The sequence below is a fragment of the Campylobacter troglodytis genome, assembly GCF_006864425.1.
Lineage (GTDB): Bacteria > Campylobacterota > Campylobacteria > Campylobacterales > Campylobacteraceae > Campylobacter_D > Campylobacter_D troglodytis.
The window spans coordinates 1-18,625 of the sequence record NZ_QHLI01000038.1 but is presented as its reverse complement, the minus strand read 5'-3'; the positions used below and the strand labels follow the sequence as shown (position 1 = coordinate 18,625).

The 18,625-nt window shown below is 34.8% G+C and carries 15 protein-coding genes, 1 tRNA gene and 4 pseudogenes; 10 read left to right on the top strand and 10 right to left on the bottom strand.

What is annotated here, in order from left to right; genetic code table 11:
• The first annotated feature begins 672 nt into the window (after positions 1-672).
• A pseudogene (locus DMC01_RS08480) lies at positions 673-2,041 on the top strand (SLC13 family permease).
• A 259-nt stretch (positions 2,042-2,300) separates the two neighbouring features.
• Here the strand turns inward: DMC01_RS08480 and DMC01_RS13545 are convergent.
• On the bottom strand, positions 2,301-2,438 hold the full coding sequence (locus DMC01_RS13545; RefSeq protein WP_185908830.1) for a hypothetical protein: 138 nt from the start codon (positions 2,436-2,438) through the stop codon (positions 2,301-2,303).
• A gap of 704 nt (positions 2,439-3,142) precedes the next feature.
• Here DMC01_RS13545 and speA point away from each other — a divergent pair.
• From speA to DMC01_RS08455, 5 genes and pseudogenes are all read left to right on the top strand, one after another.
• Positions 3,143-4,978 carry a biosynthetic arginine decarboxylase gene (gene speA, locus DMC01_RS08475; protein ID WP_142693804.1) on the top strand — a complete coding sequence of 612 codons (1,836 nt, stop codon included), beginning with the start codon at positions 3,143-3,145 and terminating at the stop codon, positions 4,976-4,978.
• Between the two features lies 1 nt (position 4,979).
• Positions 4,980-5,612, top strand: a complete 633-nt coding sequence (gene cysE, locus DMC01_RS08470; RefSeq protein WP_142693811.1) for a serine O-acetyltransferase — start codon at positions 4,980-4,982, stop codon at positions 5,610-5,612.
• Between the two features lie 190 nt (positions 5,613-5,802).
• Positions 5,803-6,529, top strand: a pseudogene (locus tag DMC01_RS15185) (hypothetical protein); the annotation flags it as partial.
• A gap of 535 nt (positions 6,530-7,064) precedes the next feature.
• Entirely contained in the window at positions 7,065-8,231 is a 1,167-nt protein-coding gene (locus tag DMC01_RS08460; protein ID WP_142693802.1) for a pyridoxal phosphate-dependent aminotransferase, read from the top strand.
• Between the two features lie 469 nt (positions 8,232-8,700).
• Positions 8,701-9,361 (top strand): annotated as a pseudogene (locus DMC01_RS08455) (IS1595 family transposase).
• A gap of 605 nt (positions 9,362-9,966) precedes the next feature.
• On the opposite strand, the gene DMC01_RS08450 reads toward DMC01_RS08455, so the two are convergent.
• Positions 9,967-10,389, bottom strand: a complete 423-nt coding sequence (locus DMC01_RS08450) for a PepSY-like domain-containing protein (protein ID WP_142693801.1) — start codon at positions 10,387-10,389, stop codon at positions 9,967-9,969.
• A 255-nt stretch (positions 10,390-10,644) separates the two neighbouring features.
• Here DMC01_RS08450 and DMC01_RS08445 point away from each other — a divergent pair, with 255 nt between their 5' ends.
• Together DMC01_RS08445 and DMC01_RS08440 are read left to right on the top strand one after the other, a co-directional pair.
• Positions 10,645-10,830, top strand: a complete 186-nt coding sequence (locus tag DMC01_RS08445; protein ID WP_142693800.1) for a hypothetical protein — start codon at positions 10,645-10,647, stop codon at positions 10,828-10,830.
• Entirely contained in the window at positions 10,827-12,245 is a 1,419-nt protein-coding gene (locus DMC01_RS08440) for a hypothetical protein (RefSeq protein ID WP_142693799.1), read from the top strand. Before DMC01_RS08445 ends, DMC01_RS08440 begins: the two co-directional genes overlap by 4 nt.
• On the opposite strand, the gene DMC01_RS08435 is transcribed toward DMC01_RS08440, so the two are convergent.
• From DMC01_RS08435 to DMC01_RS14500, 4 genes are all read right to left on the bottom strand, one after another.
• Positions 12,246-12,320, bottom strand: a tRNA-Gly gene (locus tag DMC01_RS08435). It abuts the gene before it with no gap.
• A gap of 554 nt (positions 12,321-12,874) precedes the next feature.
• The gene (locus DMC01_RS08430; RefSeq protein ID WP_142693798.1) at positions 12,875-13,066 is read right to left on the bottom strand and encodes a hypothetical protein; all 192 of its coding nucleotides are present in this window, start codon (positions 13,064-13,066) and stop codon (positions 12,875-12,877) included.
• Between the two features lie 319 nt (positions 13,067-13,385).
• Complete coding sequence (locus DMC01_RS14505; protein WP_221887149.1) at positions 13,386-13,574, bottom strand: hypothetical protein; 189 nt, start codon at positions 13,572-13,574, stop codon at positions 13,386-13,388.
• A 24-nt stretch (positions 13,575-13,598) separates the two neighbouring features.
• Positions 13,599-13,748 carry a hypothetical protein gene (locus tag DMC01_RS14500; protein ID WP_221887148.1) on the bottom strand — a complete coding sequence of 50 codons (150 nt, stop codon included), beginning with the start codon at positions 13,746-13,748 and terminating at the stop codon, positions 13,599-13,601.
• A gap of 601 nt (positions 13,749-14,349) precedes the next feature.
• Between DMC01_RS14500 and DMC01_RS08420 the strand changes: the two genes are divergently transcribed.
• A complete protein-coding gene (locus DMC01_RS08420; protein ID WP_142693797.1) occupies positions 14,350-14,970 on the top strand; it encodes a LysE family translocator in 621 nt (206 codons plus the stop codon).
• Between the two features lie 189 nt (positions 14,971-15,159).
• Positions 15,160-15,848, top strand: a pseudogene (locus DMC01_RS08415) (IS1595 family transposase).
• An 18-nt stretch (positions 15,849-15,866) separates the two neighbouring features.
• Here the strand turns inward: DMC01_RS08415 and DMC01_RS08410 are convergent.
• From DMC01_RS08410 to DMC01_RS13535, 4 genes are all read right to left on the bottom strand, one after another.
• The gene (locus DMC01_RS08410) at positions 15,867-16,337 is read right to left on the bottom strand and encodes a hypothetical protein (RefSeq protein ID WP_142693796.1); all 471 of its coding nucleotides are present in this window, start codon (positions 16,335-16,337) and stop codon (positions 15,867-15,869) included.
• Between the two features lie 41 nt (positions 16,338-16,378).
• Complete coding sequence (locus DMC01_RS08405) at positions 16,379-17,170, bottom strand: hypothetical protein (RefSeq protein WP_142693795.1); 792 nt, start codon at positions 17,168-17,170, stop codon at positions 16,379-16,381.
• On the bottom strand, positions 17,171-17,767 hold the full coding sequence (locus DMC01_RS08400) for a hypothetical protein (RefSeq protein WP_142693794.1): 597 nt from the start codon (positions 17,765-17,767) through the stop codon (positions 17,171-17,173).
• A 2-nt stretch (positions 17,768-17,769) separates the two neighbouring features.
• Positions 17,770-18,625 (bottom strand): hypothetical protein (locus DMC01_RS13535; protein ID WP_185908828.1); only part of this gene is annotated, 856 nt, incomplete at its 5' end.

The following is an 18,625-nucleotide window of genomic DNA, read 5'->3' as shown; positions in this document are numbered from 1 at the left end:
TTTACAGAAAAGTTTCAAAACTGACAATGACTTGGTTGATTTTTTACAACGCTAGGCCTCCCTTTACAAGAAGGTGTAAAGTTATATGGCAAAACACAACAAAAATGAGTTTGCACCCTTGCAAAAGCATATAAATGCAATTGTGAATTTTTTTTTACAGTGCTAAGCGTCTTGCAACTGCAAGCAAAAGAGGCTTTGAGAATTTTAAACTTGCTAAATTTAATGACTAAAAAAGAAAATTTTGTCCTTCACTCAAAAGAAACAGAATTAAGACAAAAATTTAAAGTAAAGCTTTGTATAAAATCTTGCTAAAAATAATGAGAAATCAAGCGCTTAAGTTGGATTGAGCCTAAATTTATTAAATGTTGATAAAAGAAAATTCTAATTAAGTTTGATTGAGCCAAATTTTTTCAAATTCTCAAAAGATACTTAAAAATCTTTCCACTTCTCACACGCAAAAACTCTTATCCTTCTTTCACATCACAATTAAGCCAAAAAAGCCTTGTAAATTCAAGCTCTTTGTTTGAAAAATTGCCTCAGTTAAAAAGCCTTGCTTTGTGCTTTTTAGTAACAGTTTTTATAAATTGCTATTTATTTTAGCAAACAAAGGGCTTAAAAGCAAAGCCTTTAATGCTAAAATGCTTAAAATTAAATCCAACAAAGGAGTTATCAATGTCATCTATCGTCAAAATAGCCATAGTGCTTGTGGATATAATTTTATTTGGTGTCCTACTTTGGCTGCTGCCCTTTGAAACAAAGGTAAATCAAGGCCTAGCCATCCTAGTCTTCATAGCTGTTTTGTGGCTTACAGAAGCCTTACATACGACAGTTACGGCATTATTGATCCCTGTTTTGGCTGTGGCTACTGGACTTATGAGTACCAAGGTCTCCTTGCACGGCTTTGCTGATCCAACCATATTTTTGTTCTTTGGTGGCTTTGCCTTGGCTGCTGCTATGCATTATCAAGAGCTTGACAAGCTCATAGCTCAAAGGGTCTTGCTGCTTGCAAGGGGACATTTTGGCCTAGCAATAATCTATCTTTTTGCCATAACTGCCTTCTTGTCTATGTGGATGAGTAATACCTCCACAGCAGCTATGATGCTCCCACTTGCCATAGGAATGCTCTCTCAAATTGATTTTAAGTCAAATCCAGGCACCTTCGTCTTTGTCCTACTTGGCATAGCTTATAGTGCTAGCATAGGTGGTATGGGAACCTTGGTAGGCACCCCTCCAAATGCCATAGTAGCGGCAAATATAGACATTACCTTTGCTGAGTGGCTTAAATATGGCATTCCTGTTGTTTTAATCTTTATGCCCTTGATGATAGCAACCCTTTATTTTGTCTTAAAGCCAAATTTGGCACATCATATTGATGTTCATTTTGAGGATAAAATCACTATGAACGGTCAAAGATGGCTTACCCTGTGTATCTTTGCCTTCATTGCCTTGTGCTGGATCTTTTCAAGTTGGCTAAATCCTTTCTTCTCCTCTCTCATAGGCTTATCAGCTAAGATGGGACAATTTGATAGCGTAATAGCCATACTTGCAGCGGTTTTGGTTTGCACCTTTCGTGTTGTAAGTTGGAAGAAGGTGCAAGAAAACACAGACTGGGGAGTTTTGATGCTCTTTGGAGGAGGCATTACTTTGAGTGCTTTATTAAAGGACTCAGGTGCTAGTAAATTAATGGCAGATGCACTTATCTCGCTGGTTCAAGGAGGGCATTTGTTCTTAATCGCACTTGCTGTGGCTACCTTCATAGTCTTTTTTAACTGAATTTACCTCAAACACAGCCTCGGCAGCCTTGCTTGTGCCTCTTTTTATCTCCATAGCAGAAAGCCTTGGAGCACCTCCTTTAGGACTTGCCCTCATTATAGGCATAGGAGCAAGTTGTGCCTTTATGCTTCCTGTTGCCACCCCACCAAATGCCATAGTCTTTGGCACAGGCTACATAAAGCAAAGTCAAATGATAAGAGTTGGGCTTTGGCTTAATGTCTTTTGCTCGGTTATCATAGCCACCCTAGCTTATATGTATTGGCTTTAAAGACTCTCATTTTTTCCCCTCTTTCAAGGAGGGGAGATTAAAAGTTTTTGTCCTTCTTTGCAAATGTGCCTCAATAGATCTTAATATGCTAGTCTTTAAAAATATACTCAGCTAAATTTTTAAAGATCTAAGTTAGCTAAATTTCATTTCATATAAGCAAAATTTTAGATATTTCTCTTTGCTCAATATGACAAATTGTGAATTTGTATGAATTTTTTTGAATTTGCGTGGGGGGTTTTTGAAATTTATGTGAATTTTTTTAAAAAATGTCAAAAAATTCACGGTTTTGCGTGAAATTTGCGTGAATTTTAAGCAAATAATTTAAGGCTTTGTGTGAATTTTTATCTCTTTTGTCATTTTGAGCTTTTTTATAAAAAGGCGACCCAACGGGTTGCAAGGCGTAGCCGAAGCAAAAAAAATCTCTAAATTTGTCATATTGAGGCTTGGCCGAAATATCTCTTATTTTACATTTTGAGATTCTTCGCTTGTCTAAGCTCAGAATTACAAAGCCTTGTGGATACTTCGCAACGCTTTATATGACAAATTGTGATTTTTTTTGAATTTGCGTGATTTTTTTTAAAAAGTGCCAAAAAATTCACGGCTTTGCTTGAATTTTGTTTAAATTTTTGTGAATTTTTTAGACTTTGCGTGAATTTTACTTGAATTTGCGTGAATTTTTATCTATTTCGTCATTCTGAGCTTTTGCTTGCAAAAGCGAAGAATCCGCGAATTTTATAGTAAAATGCCTTGAATTGACAGCTTCTTCGCCTACTTCGTAGGCTTAAAATGACAAAGCCTTGTGGATATTTCGCAACGCTTTATATGACAAATGTCGGCATTTTGAGATAACTCGCAATGCTTTGTCCGACAAAAATTCAAGCTCTCATTTTAAACTTCTACAAGCAAAAAGCTCACAGCTTCAAGGCATCTTTATCTAAAATTCACAACTTGCAAAATTTAATTGACGGTAACAAGCTAATTTTGCTTAAATTAAGAGCATAAAAGTATCAATCACACAAAAATTTAACGCACTGTAAGCCAAATTTAGCCAAAGTTTTGCTAAAATTAGGCTTTCATTTCATATTTTTCAAAGGAAAATGCGTGAAAGATTATGGCATAGATATTTGGAGTGCTGATAATTTTATAATTAAAAACGGCAAGGTTTGTGTAAATTACGGCAAAAAGCCAGCCCTCATCGACATAGTAAAAGCCTTGCGAGATGATGGCTACAAGGGTCCCTTATTGCTTCGTTTTCCTCATCTCATACAAAAGCAAATTCAAAGAATTTATACCAAATTTGAAAGGGCTAAAAAGGAATTTGACTACAAGGGTAGTTTCAACGCCGTCTATCCGCTCAAAGTCAATCAATACCCCGGCTTTGTGAAACATTTGGTTCAGTTTGGCAAGGACTATAATTACGGACTTGAAGCAGGATCAAAGGCAGAATTACTACTCGCTATGGCTTATAATAACGAAAAAGCACCCATCACCGTAAATGGCTTTAAGGATAGAGAGCTTATAAATATGGGCTTTATCGCCAAGGAAATGGGGCATAATATCACTCTTACCATCGAGGGGCTAAACGAGCTTGAAAGTATCATTGACATTGCAAAGCAGCGGTTCAAGCCAAAGCCAAACATAGGTTTACGTGTGCGGCTGCACTCGGCAGGAGTAGGCATTTGGGCAAAAAGTGGGGGCATAAATTCAAAGTTTGGGCTTACTTCAACTGAACTAATCGAGGCTGTGAATTTGCTGAAAAAAAATGATTTGCTTGATTTTTTCACTATGATACATTTTCATCTTGGCTCGCAAATTACAGAAATTCACCCTCTTAAAAAGGCTTTGATTGAGGTGGGTAATATCTACACAGAGCTTCGCAAGATGGGTGCAAAAAATCTTAAAGCCATAAATTTAGGAGGAGGGTTAGCAGTTGAGTACTCGCAGTCAAAGGATGAAAAAAGCAGACACTACACTTTAAGCGAATATGCAAACGATATGGTCTTTTTGTTAAAAAGCATAGCAGAGCAAAAAAAGGATCTTGAACCTGATATCTTCATAGAAAGTGGCCGCTTTGTAGCCGCTCATCACGCAGTTTTAATCGCTCCTGTTTTGGAGCTTTTTTCTCACGAATACACAGAAAACAAGCTGAATTTAAAGGAAAAAAATCCAAAGCTTATAGATGAGCTTTATGATCTATATAAGAGTATAAATAGCGAAAATGCCCTTGAATATATGCACGATAGCACGGATCATTTACAAAGCATTTTGACTTTATTTGATCTTGGCTATGTGGATTTGCAAGATAGATCAAACTGTGAAATTCTAGTTCATTTAATCATAAAAAAGGCTACAAAATTACTTGGAGAAGCTCCTCATTCTCCTGATCTTCTAGCCTTGCAAGATGAGGTGCAAGAAAGATACTTAATAAATTTTTCCTTGTTTCAATCAATGCCTGATTTTTGGGGCTTAGAACAAGGCTTTCCCATAATGCCTCTAACTCATTTAGACAAAAAGCCAACGCTGAGTGCTAATATTTGGGACATTACTTGTGATTCAGATGGGGAAATAAGCTATTCAAAGGATAATCCTTTAATCTTACACGATATAAATTTAGAAGAGGAAAATTATTTTCTAGGCTTTTTCTTAATAGGTGCTTATCAGGAAGTTTTGGGAATGAAGCATAATTTATTTGTCCATCCAACCGAAGCAACAATTCATATAGATGATAAGGACTATGAAATAAAAGACATAATAGAATCACAAAGCATTTTAGACATCTTAGATGATCTAGACTATGATGTGCATTTGATTATGGACATCTTAAACGAAAAGATTGCAAATTCAAATCTAATAAACGAAAAGCAAAAAAAACAAATTCTAGGAGAGCTTTATCTATTTTTAAACGATAATGGCTATCTTAAAACAGTGGATGTGTGATATGAATTTTTGGAGTATTATTAAGGAGGATTTTACGCAGCCAAGATTACAAGATCCTGCGTATCATTCGGTGTGGGAGTTGTTTTTTAATTATCCTGGTGTTTGGGCTGTGGTAAATTACCGCTTTGCACATTTTTTGTATGTAAGAAGGTGCAAAAGGCTTGCTCGCATTATCAGTGGGTTTTCACAGTTTGTTACAGGAGTTGATCTTCACCCTGGTGCAAAGCTAGGAAGGAGAATTTTTATAGATCATGCAAATGGGGTTGTGATCGGGCAAACCACCATCATAGAAGATGATGTTTTGATATATCAAGGTGTTACCTTAGGTGGCACTAGCCTTGATAGAAATATAAAAAGGCATCCTACCATCAAAAGTGGGGTTGTCATAGGCTCTGGGGCTAAAATTCTAGGCGACATCACAATGGGAGAAAATTCCAAGATAGGATCAAATGCCGTTGTCGTCAAAGACGTACCAGCAAATGCTACTGTGGTTGGCATTCCAGCCCACATAGTGCAAAACAAGGCAGAAAAAAACTCAAGGGCCATTGATAAATTCAGTGAGGATAAGCTTGAAAAGCTTGAAAAGAGGATCAAAGAGCTTGAAGAGGAGCTTAAAGCGCTTAAACAAAGATAGCTTTTTATAGAACAATTGATTTTTTTAAAAAATGGCTCAGTTAAACTTAAATCAAAATGTTTTTAAGCTAAGTCCTATGAAAAACAAAAATCTGTTCACGAAATTTCGCAGATATAATTTAAGGAATTTTAAAGTATTTTTTACTTTGCCTTGCAGTTCCCTCACTTTGCAAGAATTGATTTAGAGGTAAAAAATAGCTGGGCTTTGTCAAATTTCACAACAAAGTTTGTGCAAAATTTTCAAAGAAATTCGCATTTTGATAGCCAAAGAATGCGAGAAGCTTTCTAAAATGAGCGGTTGAAGTTGATGAGAGTTATTTTTTACTTTGCCTTGTGGCTTGTAACTGCGTAGTAGAAGGGGTTTGCAGAGTGCGTGGTAAGCGTGGGTGTGGGGCTGAAAACACCTGTGTTTTTACTTCGTGTTACACACTCGTCCCTTTGCGAGAAGGTATGCTAAAACGCAACGGCTGTGTCTATACACAGATCGTTAAACACTGCTATGCAAAAGAGCTGTTGCCTATCATAAGGGATTTTACTGAGCTTAACGAATGTGAAATTTATGGTGATAGCCTCAAAGCCCATGATGGCTTGGTGAATTTTTTACTTCGTGCTATGCACTCGTCCCTTTGCGAGAAGGTGCAAAGGCACATTATAGGGTAAAACACTCCAAAAGAGAGTTTGCAAAGGGACAAAACCACATCAATGCGATTGTGAATTTTTTTGCTTCGTGTTACTCGTCTTGTAACTGCAAGCAGAAGGGGCTTTGCAAAGTTTAGGCTTACTCAATTTCGTGGAATTAAAAAAGAAAATTTTATGCTTCATTTAAAAGAAATTAAGAGAAAAAATTTAAGGCAATATTCTCATCAAAATTTGCTTAAACTGATAAGAGAAAATCCTATTGAGTTTAATTTAGCATAGCTTTTATACAAGAAGGATTTTTTTCAAAAATATTTCTTTGTCATTCTTAGACTCTTGTAACGAAGAGGCTCAAAAATTCACATCTTTGCGTGAATTTTTATAATTTGCTTGTGGGCTGAAATTTTTTGTGGCAGTGTCTAAATTTATCGCTTCTTCTAAGATGACAAATGCCTTGTCTAAGATTAATAATGTTTTGAAAAATGAGAATACTCAATTTAAGCTAATATGTTAAGTTTTTTCCAACAAGCCTTATCACCTCATAGCTCATAAAATGCTGTCTTTTAAGAAATAAAGATATAAATAAGCCTTCCAAAAAAGATCTTTTTGTAGGAACTAGCCACTCATCAAGCCTCTTTCTTGCACAAATTAAAACGACAAACTTAAAAAATCAAGATTTTTAAAAAGCTTGAAAAAGCTTAAAATATTTAAGTTTAATTTAATTTTACCTGAGCTAAAACTATTAAAAATTTATTGACAAATTCAAGCTTTTTTTGTATAAATATAAAATAAAAATACAACAAAAAGGAGACAAATTATGTTAAGCAAGAGAGTTCAGGTTCTTTCAGAGTCCATTACCCTAGCAATCACAGCCCTTGCCAATGATTTAAAGGCAAAGGGAGAAAATGTGTTAAGCTTTTCTGCTGGTGAGCCTGATTTTGACACCCCACAGATCATAAAAGATGCTGCCCTTGAAGCCATAAAGAGAGGTTGTGGAAAATACACCAATGTAGCTGGCATCCCTGAGGTCCTAGAAGCAGTTCGTTTTAAACTAAAAAACGACAACGGCTTAGATTATGAAACAAAGGAGATTATCACAAATGTAGGTGCCAAACACTCACTTTTTCAATGCGTTGAAAGCCTTGTAGAAGAAGGAGATGAGGTTTTGATCCCTAGTCCTTATTGGGTTAGCTATCCTGAAATGGTAAAATACGCAGGTGGGGTTCCTGTTTTCATAGAAGGGGCTGAGGAAAATGGCTTTAAAATTACAGCCGATCAACTCAAAAAGGCGATCACTCCTAAAACAAAGCTCTTAATGCTAAACTCCCCAAGCAATCCAATAGGCTGCATATACTCAAAGGCTGAGTTAATAGAGCTTGCAAAGGTCTTAGAAGGCACAAAGATCATGGTTTTAAGCGATGAGATGTATGAGAAATTGCGTTTTGATGGGGTTGAATTCACAGCCTTTGCCTCCTTAAATGAGGACACACTTAAAAGAACAGTTACCATAAATGGGCTAAGTAAGTGTGGGGCTATGCCGGGTTGGCGTTTTGGCTATATGGCAAGTAAAAACTCTGAGCTTAACAGTGCTGTAAAAAAACTTCAAGGACAAAGCGTCTCAAATATCTGCTCCATCACTCAACACGCAGCCATTCCTGCTTTACTTGGCAAGGCTGATGAGGATCTAAATTTTATGAGACAAGAATTTGAAAAAAGAAGAAACAAGGCTTGTGAGCTTATAGGGCAAATTCAAGGCTTAACCGTTTATAAGCCTCAGGGTGCCTTTTATCTTTTTGTCAATATCAAGGCAATAGAAAAGGACTCAATGAAGTTTTGTCAAAGGCTTTTGGAGCAAGAAAAGGTGGCCTTTGTGCCTGGAATTGGCTTTGGGATGGATGGATATTGTAGGCTTTCTTATGCTACAAGTATGGAAAATATCATTCAAGGCTTAGAGCGTCTGGCTAATTTTGTTAAAAAATATTAAATCTAGCTTTTGAAAACTGTTTTAACTGTGTAAAATTTACACAGTTAAAGCACTCGCCCCTTTAAACTAAATCCTCAATGTTTCATTGAACTTAAATCAAATTTAAAAATAGCTTTATTAAACTTCAAGCAAATTTAAAAGCTTTTCAGTTAATTACTGTAAAAAACAAAGCTTCGTTTGTGAATTTTGCCAAAGGGAAATTTGTATTTTTTGCTTCTTTATACTCGCAACTTTGAAAGAAATAGCAAGGGTGCATTATAGAGTAAAACACAATAAAAACGAGTGGCTCAATTTGACTTAATCGCTTGATTTCTCATCATTTTTAGCAAGATTTTATACAAATCTTGACCTTGAATTTTCGTATTATAGATAAGACTCAATTAAACTTAAACTAAATCGAAAGGTTTTTAAGTTAACGCCTATGAAAAACAAAGTCCGTTTCCGAATTTCGCAGATATAATTTAGGGAAATTTTGAGATATTTCTGCCTTGATTTAAAGGCGAAAAAACGCTCTACTCTATCAAATTTCCGAGCAAAGTTTGTGCAAAATTTTCAAAGAAATTCGCATTTTGATAGCCGAAGAATGTAAAAAAATATCTAAAATGAGCGGTGAGATTGAAGAGAGTGAGAGTTATTTCGGAGCAAAAAGGGTACGCGGTAAGCGTGGGCGTGGGGCTGGCAAGAAAACGCCTATGTTTGGAATGCTAAAGCGAAACGGCTGCGTTTATACACTCAAACACTTGCTCTGCCAAAGAGTTGCTGCCTATAATAAAGGACTTTGCGGAGCTTAACGAGTGCGAGATTTACAGCGACAGCTGGAAGGCTTATGATGGCTTGGTTGATTTTTTGCTTCGTTCCACTCGCAACTGCAAGCAGAAGGAGTAAAAGCTCATTACCGAGTAAAACACTCTAAAAACGAGTTTGCAAAGGGACACAACCACATAAACAAAATTGTGAATTTCTGGGGCTTTGCTAAGTTGACACTTGCCAAATTTCGTGGGATAAAAAAAGAAAATTTTATCCTTCACTTAAAGGAAACAGAATTTAGATATAATACAAAAAATTTGGGACAAAATTTTTATCAAATTTTATTAAAGTTGATAAGAGAAAATTCTGTTAAGTTTAATTGAGCCTATAGATAAATTCTATTTCCTTCAAGTGATGGACAGAATTTTCTCTTTTAGCCATTAAAGTTAGCAAAGCAAATGTCGCAAAGCCACTTCTAATATACAGTTGCGAGTGTGTAGTAAAGTAAAAACTTTTGCGATTAGTTCCATGTCCACGCTTACCTCACACCACTCTTTGCCTTGTACTTGCAGTTGCTAGTGAAGCAAAAAATAACTCTCATTAACTTCAAACTCAACGCTCATTTTGTTGATTTTTCATACTGTTTTATTGTTGAAGCTTTGCTACACAGTTGCATTAATACAAGAGCAAGAAAGCTTACAAATTTGAGCATTTTTGGCCTATAAATTAGTAGTTTCTTGCAAGGTTGTAAGCCACAAGGCGAAGTAAAAATATACTTCAAAATTTCCCTTACATTTGGCGAAATTTGAAAACGAATTTTTGTTTTTAAGAGGATTTAGCTTAAAAACCCTTTGCTTTAAGCTTAATTTAGTCTAATTTTATAAAAAAGCTAGGCTTAAAATGCCAAGTAAGGTCAAAAGGATAAAGTTTAATGTCAAAAAGCATTATAAGCTACATTTAGATCCTAAGTAGGATCTAAATGTGAGGTTTAATCGTCAAATTTTTGCCCCAAGACATTGCCATTTGCGTCTGTATAAACCTTCATTCTGTTGTTGAATTTAAATTTATAGCTACCAAATTCACGTTTTACCTCTATGATGGAAGCACCTTGTTGAGTAGCTGCAACTCTTGAAAGCACATTAGCAGGCACAAAGGCTGTTGGTATGGGCTTATACTTGCCATCTACCTCGGTCCATTCTCCGTTTATGTTAAAATCGATCTTGGTTCCATCTGTAAGCATCACATCAAAAGAGTTCATATCCCTTTCGACAAGCCCTATCCCCACACCCTTAAAATGAGTGTTGATGAAGTTTTGAGCAGCTGTGGGTAGCTGACTGGCAGGTACAACCATATCTGCTAAGGCTAAATTAGCACCAACTAGCAAGGCTAGCAAAGATCCTTTGAGTTTCATTGAACCCTCCTTCATTTGAAATTGTGTGAAAATCTTATCAAGCTTTTGTGAAGCAAGAGTGAAGGCTATGTGAAGGCTTTGTGAAATATTTTTACACATAGTGTTTGCATCAAAAAATTCTTATGAGCTTGAATTTTTACAAAAAAGATCTAAACAAATATAAAAAAGTGTCGATTATTTTAAAAGTATCTAAAATTTGCAAGATCTAAATTCGCAATGCCTAAATTCCTAAGTTTGAATTCACAAGGAGTTCTTATGAAAAAGTTTGCATTTTTTTCATTCTCAATGGCTGAAAATGTAGAGGATAGAGCAGCTTGTCTTACACAAAAAAGTTGTATTTATGTAGGTGCTTATAAGCCTTGCTATATGCGTAAATGTGAATGTTCTAATGCATTAGATACTGCCTTGTGTAATCTAAGAGAGGGTATGAGGATAAAATGAATACTTCCATCACTCTTTCATCGGGAATTGGACTAAGAGGGCTTTATGATACCTTGATACATTCAAGAAAGGCAAATTTAGCCTTTAAGGATCAGGCTACTTTGATCGAAGAAAATAAATCCCCCCTACAAAATGTGATAAAAACAAGCGACAGTCCTGGTGCATATCTAAGTGGTGAGCTTTTTAAGGTAGCCTTTGAGGATGAAAAAAGCGGTAGGATAGTAACTGTGAATTTAAACCTAGCCAATATGTTTAATATACTTAAAAATTTCACAAGCAAGGATAATTATTTTCTTAGAGATGATGGAATCATAAGGCTTAATGGGGATGCTGAACGTTTTGTTTCGGGCTGGTTTGCTAATGTGGCTTATGATCTAAATTTTTTAGCAGCTGATAAGGACAAAAGTGCAGCCCTTGAAAAAGAGGAGCTTTTTGATACCTTTTTGTATAATGCCCCTTATCTTGCTACCAATTCAAGAAGCCCCTCAAGCGTTACCGAGCTAAGACTTCAAGGTGGAGAAAGGCTTAAATTCACAGATAGTTCTAATAAATTTTTGTATGATTATGCTAATATGGAACTAGCCTTAAATCAGATCATGCTTAGAGATTTAAACGGAGATAATAAAATCAGCTTTACTGAGGAATTTAGAGACAAAGATGCCCTTATAGCCCTAACTGAGGCTGCTGTAATAGAAAATGGGGTAGGAGAAAGCAGTAAGGGTTCTCAGCTTTTAAAGCTGCTCTTAGAAAAGCTTAAAAGGATGCTTGAAGAGCTTGTAAAAGAAATGAAAGAAAAGCTAGATGGCAATATAGAAAAAAAGATCTTAGAACAAGGACTTGCAGCCTTAAATAGTATTGAGTTAGAGCAGTTTAAAAGCCAAAAGCCAGTGGAGTTTGAAAGATTAACAAAAGAAGATAGGCTTAAAGAAACAAGAAATTCAAGCCTTTCAAATGAAGGCTTTGAGGCTATGCAAGCTCAAAACGAAAATGTGCAAGGCTTGAATTTAAAGACACGAAACGAGAATTTGCAAGACTTGAATTTAAATAGTAAGCAAGATGGCACAAAGATTTTAAATTTAAACAGTGAAAACAAAGCCTTGCAAGATTTAAATTCAAACACTCAAAAAATTAACACAAGCTCTTTGAATTTAGACAGCCAAAAAGAAAATTTGGCAAATGCTAACACTACACAAAGAAGCACTGAAAGCTTACAAGCTCAAAATGAGAATTTGCAAGGCTTGAATTTAAAGACTCAAGATCTAGGCACCTTGAATTTAGAAGCTAAAAATGAGGCCTTAGGTGAGGCAAAAAATTTGCAAGCTAAGGAGCTGGAAAAACTAAGAGAATCTCTAAAAGAGGATCTTTTTAGACAGATAAAAAAAGAGGGGATTAAAATACTGGATTTAAGGGTGTAGTGGAGCGGGAAACGAGATTCGAACTCGCGACCCCAACCTTGGCAAGGTTGTGCTCTACCCCTGAGCTATTCCCGCAAATGAAAAATAGGATCTTACTAAAAAATGCCTTAAAAGTCAAGCATATTAAGCCCTTTGATATAAGGAGTTTTTTGCATAGGCTTGTTAAAATATCTCTTTGTCAAAAAAATTGTCAAAAAATGCCTTACAAGGCGCACTTATAACAAAGCTTTGTTGCAAAGGATCTAAGCTTATAATTTTAAGCCATCAACAAAGAGCTTTGATGGCAAGGATCTGAGTTTGTAATTTTAAGCTATCAGCAAAAGATGGCAAGACTAGGACATAGCAAAAAGTTTGATATAGTTTAAACTATAATAAAAGGCTTAATTAAACTTAAGCTGTCGATGTCTTATCATTTTTAATAAGATTTGGCTCAATTAAACCTAGGAGGATTTTGGCTTAGCAATTTTAATTTGATGAAAATTTTGTCCTAAATTTTTCGTCTTAATGGAGTTTCTTTTAAGTGAAGGATAAATTTCTTGTTTTAATTGCACGAAATTTGTCAGATTTAAATTTCGCAAAAGCCCTTTTGTTGCGCACTTGCAAGAACACCAATCAAAAAAGTTCGCAATTTAGTTGATACGGCTTTGTTTGTTTATAAATTTGTTTTTAGGCTGTTTTATAAAATCTTGCGTCGCTTCTCTTTCTTGCAAAGGGACGAGTGTGTAGCACGAAGTAAAAACTTTTACGACCAGCCTCACGCCCCCTTTTTTGCCACTTCTGCTTACAGTTGCGAGTTTAACGAAGCAAAAAATAACTCTCATCAACTTCAATCCCACCGCTCATTTTAGAAACCTTCTAGCACTCTTTGGCTATTAAAATTCGAGGATCTTTGAAAATTTTGCATAAATTTTGCTCTGAAATTTGACAAAAGCGTTTTTCGCCTATAAATCAATACTTTTTTGAAAAAGTCCCTTAAAAATGGCGATTAATACTTTTAGCTTAAATGACCTAGGATTTTTCCTAAGCCATTTTAACACAATTTTATACAAATTTTCGTTTTTAACCTTGACATTGTGTCTAAATTCAATTTCTTTCAAATGCGTGAAAAATTCCCTTTTAATCCCGTGAAACTGACTTAATCTAGCCTTCGCAAGGTCCCCAGAAATTCTCTATGCCGTTAATGTGGCTTCGTCCATTTGCAAACTCATTTTTGCTGTGTTTTACCCTGTAATGAGCCTTTGCTCCTTCTACTACGCAGTTGCAAGACGAAACGAAGCAAAAAATCCACCAAGGCACCGTAGGCTTTAAGCTTATCGCTGTAAATTTCACTTTCTTCAAGCTCCGAAAAATCCTTTATAATCGGCAGTAGCTCTTTGGCAGAGCGATGTTTGAGCGTATAAACTCGTGCGATTGCGTTTTAGCATTCCTTCTCGCAGAGGGACGAGTGCGTAGCACGAAGTAAAAACTTTTACGACCAGCCTCACGCCCACATTTGTCACACACACCGCCGAAGTAACTTTTATTCTATTCAATCCCACCGCTCATTTTAGAAAGTTTCTCACATTCTTTTGCTATCAAAAGCTTGTTGCACTATTCTATTAACACAAGGGCGAGCAACCTTACATAAAACAGCGATTTTGCTTACGCAAATATCAGCACAAAAGCACTCTAAAATTGATTAAATTTTCGCTTTTAAATGTAGGGAAAAATATATGCTAAGATCTATTTTACCAAGCTTTGGGCTGTAATTATATCAACTAAAAGTATCAATTGCCTTAAAAATTTTAGCTTGATTTAACTGTGTTTAAACTTTTTAACCTTTAAAGAGAATTCAAGCTGTGAATTTTATTAAGTGATATTTTTATTAAAGCCTAGTTTGATTGCTAAATTTAACATTTTTTAAAATAGCTCTTAACATACTTGCAAGCACAGTAATAAATTTAAAAATCTTATCCTTAAAAGAAAGTGTAAGCTTACACAGCTAAACAACAGTTATTAAAATTTAGCCTTAACTGTGTTATAATGCCAAATTTAAAGCTTTCAACTTTAAATTTTTTTAAAAACTAGCAAGAAATTATTTAATAAAAGCACCTAAGGAGCAGCTATGAGCTTGGCTTTTTTTGCCCTTTTGTTTTTTACCCTTAGTATAACTCCAGGTCCTAATATGCTTCTTGCTATGAGCTTTGCTATGAGTGCTGGTTGGAAGAAGACCATGCCTTTGATTTTTGGAGCTGTTTTGGGGCTTGTTTTGGTGGGCTTTGTTTGTGGGCTTGGAGTGGGGGTTATTTTTAGTGCAAATGAGCTTGTTTTTACTGTTTTTATGTGTGCTTGTGCTTGTTATTTAATCTTTCTAGCCTTTAATATATACAAAAATGCCAAAAATTTTGAATTTAACGCGCAAGATACCAAAGCAAGAACCAGTAAGCTTTTCATTTATGGCTTTATGAGTTGTATTAGTAATGCCAAGGCCTGGGCCGCCTTTGTTGCCTTGCTACCTCCCTTTTTAAACCGCTCTGATCCCCTTGATCTTAACTTTGTGCTTATACTTTCTTTAATAGCCTTGATAGAATTTACAGATATGTGCCTTTATATGTTTGGAGGGCTAATGCTTCGCAAATTCTTAGCAAAAAGAGCGGTTTTAATACAAAAACTCTCAGCCCTTCTCATAGTCCTTGTTGCCTTGATGATGATCTTTGGGGTGCTTTTAAGCGAGGTGCAGCTTTAATCTTGTTTAATTTTATAATGCCTTTAATGCTATCTTAGATAAAAAATTCACAAAAGCACTAATTTTTAAATAAATTTTTAGGCTTTCTATAAATTCACAAGGCATTTTAGATTTTGGCTCAATTAAACTTAAACCAAATTGAAAGGTTTTTAAGTTAACGCCTATGAAAAACAAAAGTCCGTTCCCGAATTGTCTCAAAAGAAATTTAGAGAAATTTTGCGTTATTTTTTACTTCGCCTTGTGGCTCGTCCCTTTGCAAGAATTGATTTAGAGGCGAAAAAAATCGCTGAAATTTATAAAATTTCACAACAAAGTTTGTGCAAAATTTTCAAAGAAATTCGCATTTTAATTGCAAAAGAGTGTGAAAAAATTAGCAAAACGAGCGGTGAAATCGAAGTTGATGAGAGTTATTTCGGTGCAAAAAGAGTGCGTGGCAAAAGGGGGCGTGGAGTTGGCAAGAAAACGTCTGTGTTTTTACTTTGTGCTACGCACTCGTCCCTCTGCGAGAAGGGATGCTAAAATGCAATCGCACGAGTGTATACGCTCAAACACTTGCTCTGCCAAAGAGCTATTGCCTATCATAAGGGACTTTGAAGAGCTTAACGAGTGTGAAATTTACAGGAAAGTTTCAAAGCCTACGGTGCCTTGGTGGATTTTTTGCTTCGTTTCGTCTTGCAACTGTAAGCAGAAGGAGCAAAGGCTCATTACCGAGTAAAACATAGCAAAAATGAGTTTGCAAATGGACGAAATCACATAAACGGCATAGATAATTTCTGGGGCTTTGCGAAGTTGACACTTGCTAAATTTCGTGGCATAAAGAAAGAAAATTTTGTCCTTCACTTAAAAGAAACAGAATTAAGACGAAAAATTTAGGATAAAATCTTTATCAAAATTTGCTAAAATTGATAAGAGAAAATCCTATTAAGTTTAATTGAGCCAAAATAATTATCTCTAAAATACCTACAAACCTCATAAATTTTTTCTTTTTTATATTCTGATAAAAAAGAAATTTGTTCTGTTTGTGCTTCATTTTTTTCATAAAGTGATCTATAAAAACCAATATATCCGGCCAAAAATAATTGTCCTATTAAGGCTATGTAATCATCTACATAACTTGCCATAAGGCTTTGCTTTTCATAAAAATTAAGCAAATAATCAGAGAAAACCGTCTCATCTATTTCTCCATTAAAGCCACTTCCATGCAAGATCTCACACTCAAAAAGCTCTAAGACATCGACCTTATTTAAATTTGGCACAGTTAAAAATAATTTTAGTTCATAATATCTATCTAATTTTTTTGCCAACTTTAATGGTATATCAACAAACAAGCCATTGAAATTTATGTCTTTTAAGATCTTGTATTTCATCTTCTATCTTTAAGATTATGAATTTTTGTTTTTGTTATATTTTAATACATAATGTCGATTGTAGCACCACCACTTTTAGAATTGTCTCTTAAATTTACCTTCGTTATCTCATCTTCTAAAAGATATACATCAATTTTTATTTCTTCGCTAAAATTATTTAAATTGTTATCTTGTAGCCTTATCTCTTTTTCTTTTTTGCCTAGATATTTGGAATTTTTTAATAAATCATTTGCTATTTCTTGTATATGCTCTTTATCTTTAGCCCACAAGATATTTTTGCTTTGTTTATTGTAGCTTGTATTTTTTAATTCTATGTGAGTTTTTAACTTATATTGTGTGATTAGATATTCTTCCATATCCTCTTTTTTAAAAGCCTTTATTGCATTTTTCCCCCCAAATCCCCTACCAAAAGCTCTTTTAAAAGAAAAAAGCTCAAAGGGAGAAAGCAAGGGGATTATCTCTCCACTAGCTTCTTGTCCTAAATGAGTTCTCACAAACTCTAGCTCTATAAACTCCTCGCTGCTATCCTCTGTCTCAATCCTTATAAGATTTGAAGGCAGCTCAAGTTGCTTTTTGAATTTAGGCTCTTTTTCTTTTGCAAGAAAGCTAGTAGCTTGTGAATTCTTTGAATTCAAGGACTTGAAATTATTTATAATCCGAACTTCAATATTATTTATTACTTCGTTTATGCTTAGTGCATTTTTATTTTGCGCCTTTGCTAGATATGAATTTATCGCTCCGTTTGGATTTAGCATTCTTGCAAGCTTGTTTTTCTTACCAGAATCTGCTTTCAAACTACAATTAAATTCTTTTGCCACTTCTAAACATTGCATTTATCTATTAATACTCCCTATCCACCTGATAACCTTTCCTTCATCATCTACTTCAACTTCTAAGTCCTTGTATTTGTTGTAAAATTTAGGTGCTAACACTTCTTTGAAGTATTTTGTGCCTTTGGGGGTTATTGTAGCATTTATATTATAGCGACTCCAATTGTGTGGAGTATCCCAAGAAGTGTCACAAAAATCATATGCATTAAAACATCGTTTGTAAATAAAATTATCTCTAAAATAAATCCAAGCTTGATATTTATCATCTTTGTATTGCGATAAAGTAGGCTGGTTGTCAAGATCTACAAGATAAAAATCTATCATATCGCTTAAAAATAATTCTCCAAGCACTATAATATGTTTGTCCTCGTATTTTTTGTCGCTATATAATGTGAACATTCTATCAATTTCACAGCATGCATCAAAAGAATCTAATTCTTGTAAAATATGATACTCAATAATTTCTACTATATCGCTATTTTCAATACCAAGCGGAATTGTTGCAAAAACATCAATATATGATTTTATATATAAATCAAGCATAAGATCCCACTGTGTAAATATACCATCTCCTACGCCTTCTATAACTTCAAGCCGCATCATCAATCTTCTTTAATATGGATTTTATAATCTTTGTTACCCATCTTTATGTCTATTGTGGGGGTATTAGCACTTTGTTTGCTTGAATAATTTCTTAAAGATATTTCTATGTCATCGTCTAAAACTCTAGTAATTCTTGTTCCTTTCTTGCTTGATTGAATATGTTCTTTTTTAAAATTCCTAGTTAGGATCTCCCATAGTTTCATAAGCTCTTGTGTATTTTTAACTGTGTATATTCTACTTCTTGGCTTACCATTTAGCTTTAATCCCTTTGGCATGCCACTTAATATTTCTAAAATCTCTTGCCTTGTTAAACTCCTACTACCAAATTGCACTACTTTTTTTATTCCATTATATCCAGCTTTCACTAGCTTAGGTATTTTTAGTATTTTTGTATGTGGTAATGGAGTATTTCCAGCAATATCTAGGGTTTTTAAGCTTAGATCTATCCAGTTTTTTTCTGCATTTTCTTTCACAAACTCTAGCTCTATAAACTCCTCGCTGCTATCCTCTGTTTCAATTCTTATGAGATTTGAAGGCAGCTCAAGTTGCTTTTTGAATTTAGGCTCTTTTTCTTTTACAAGAAAGCTTGTAGCTTGTGAATTCTTTGAATTTAAGGACTTGAAATTATTTATAATCCTAACTTCAATATTATTTATTACTTCGTTTATGCTTAGTGCATTTTTATTTTGCGCCTTTGCTAGATATGAATTTATAGCTCCATTTACACTTAAAGCCTTTGCAAGCTCATCTTTCCTACTAGAATCTGCTTTTAAGATATTATCGGCAAAAAGCCTTGGATTATTTTTATCCCTTATTCTATCCTTGGCTATAATCAAGCAACCAAAGGTGTTACGA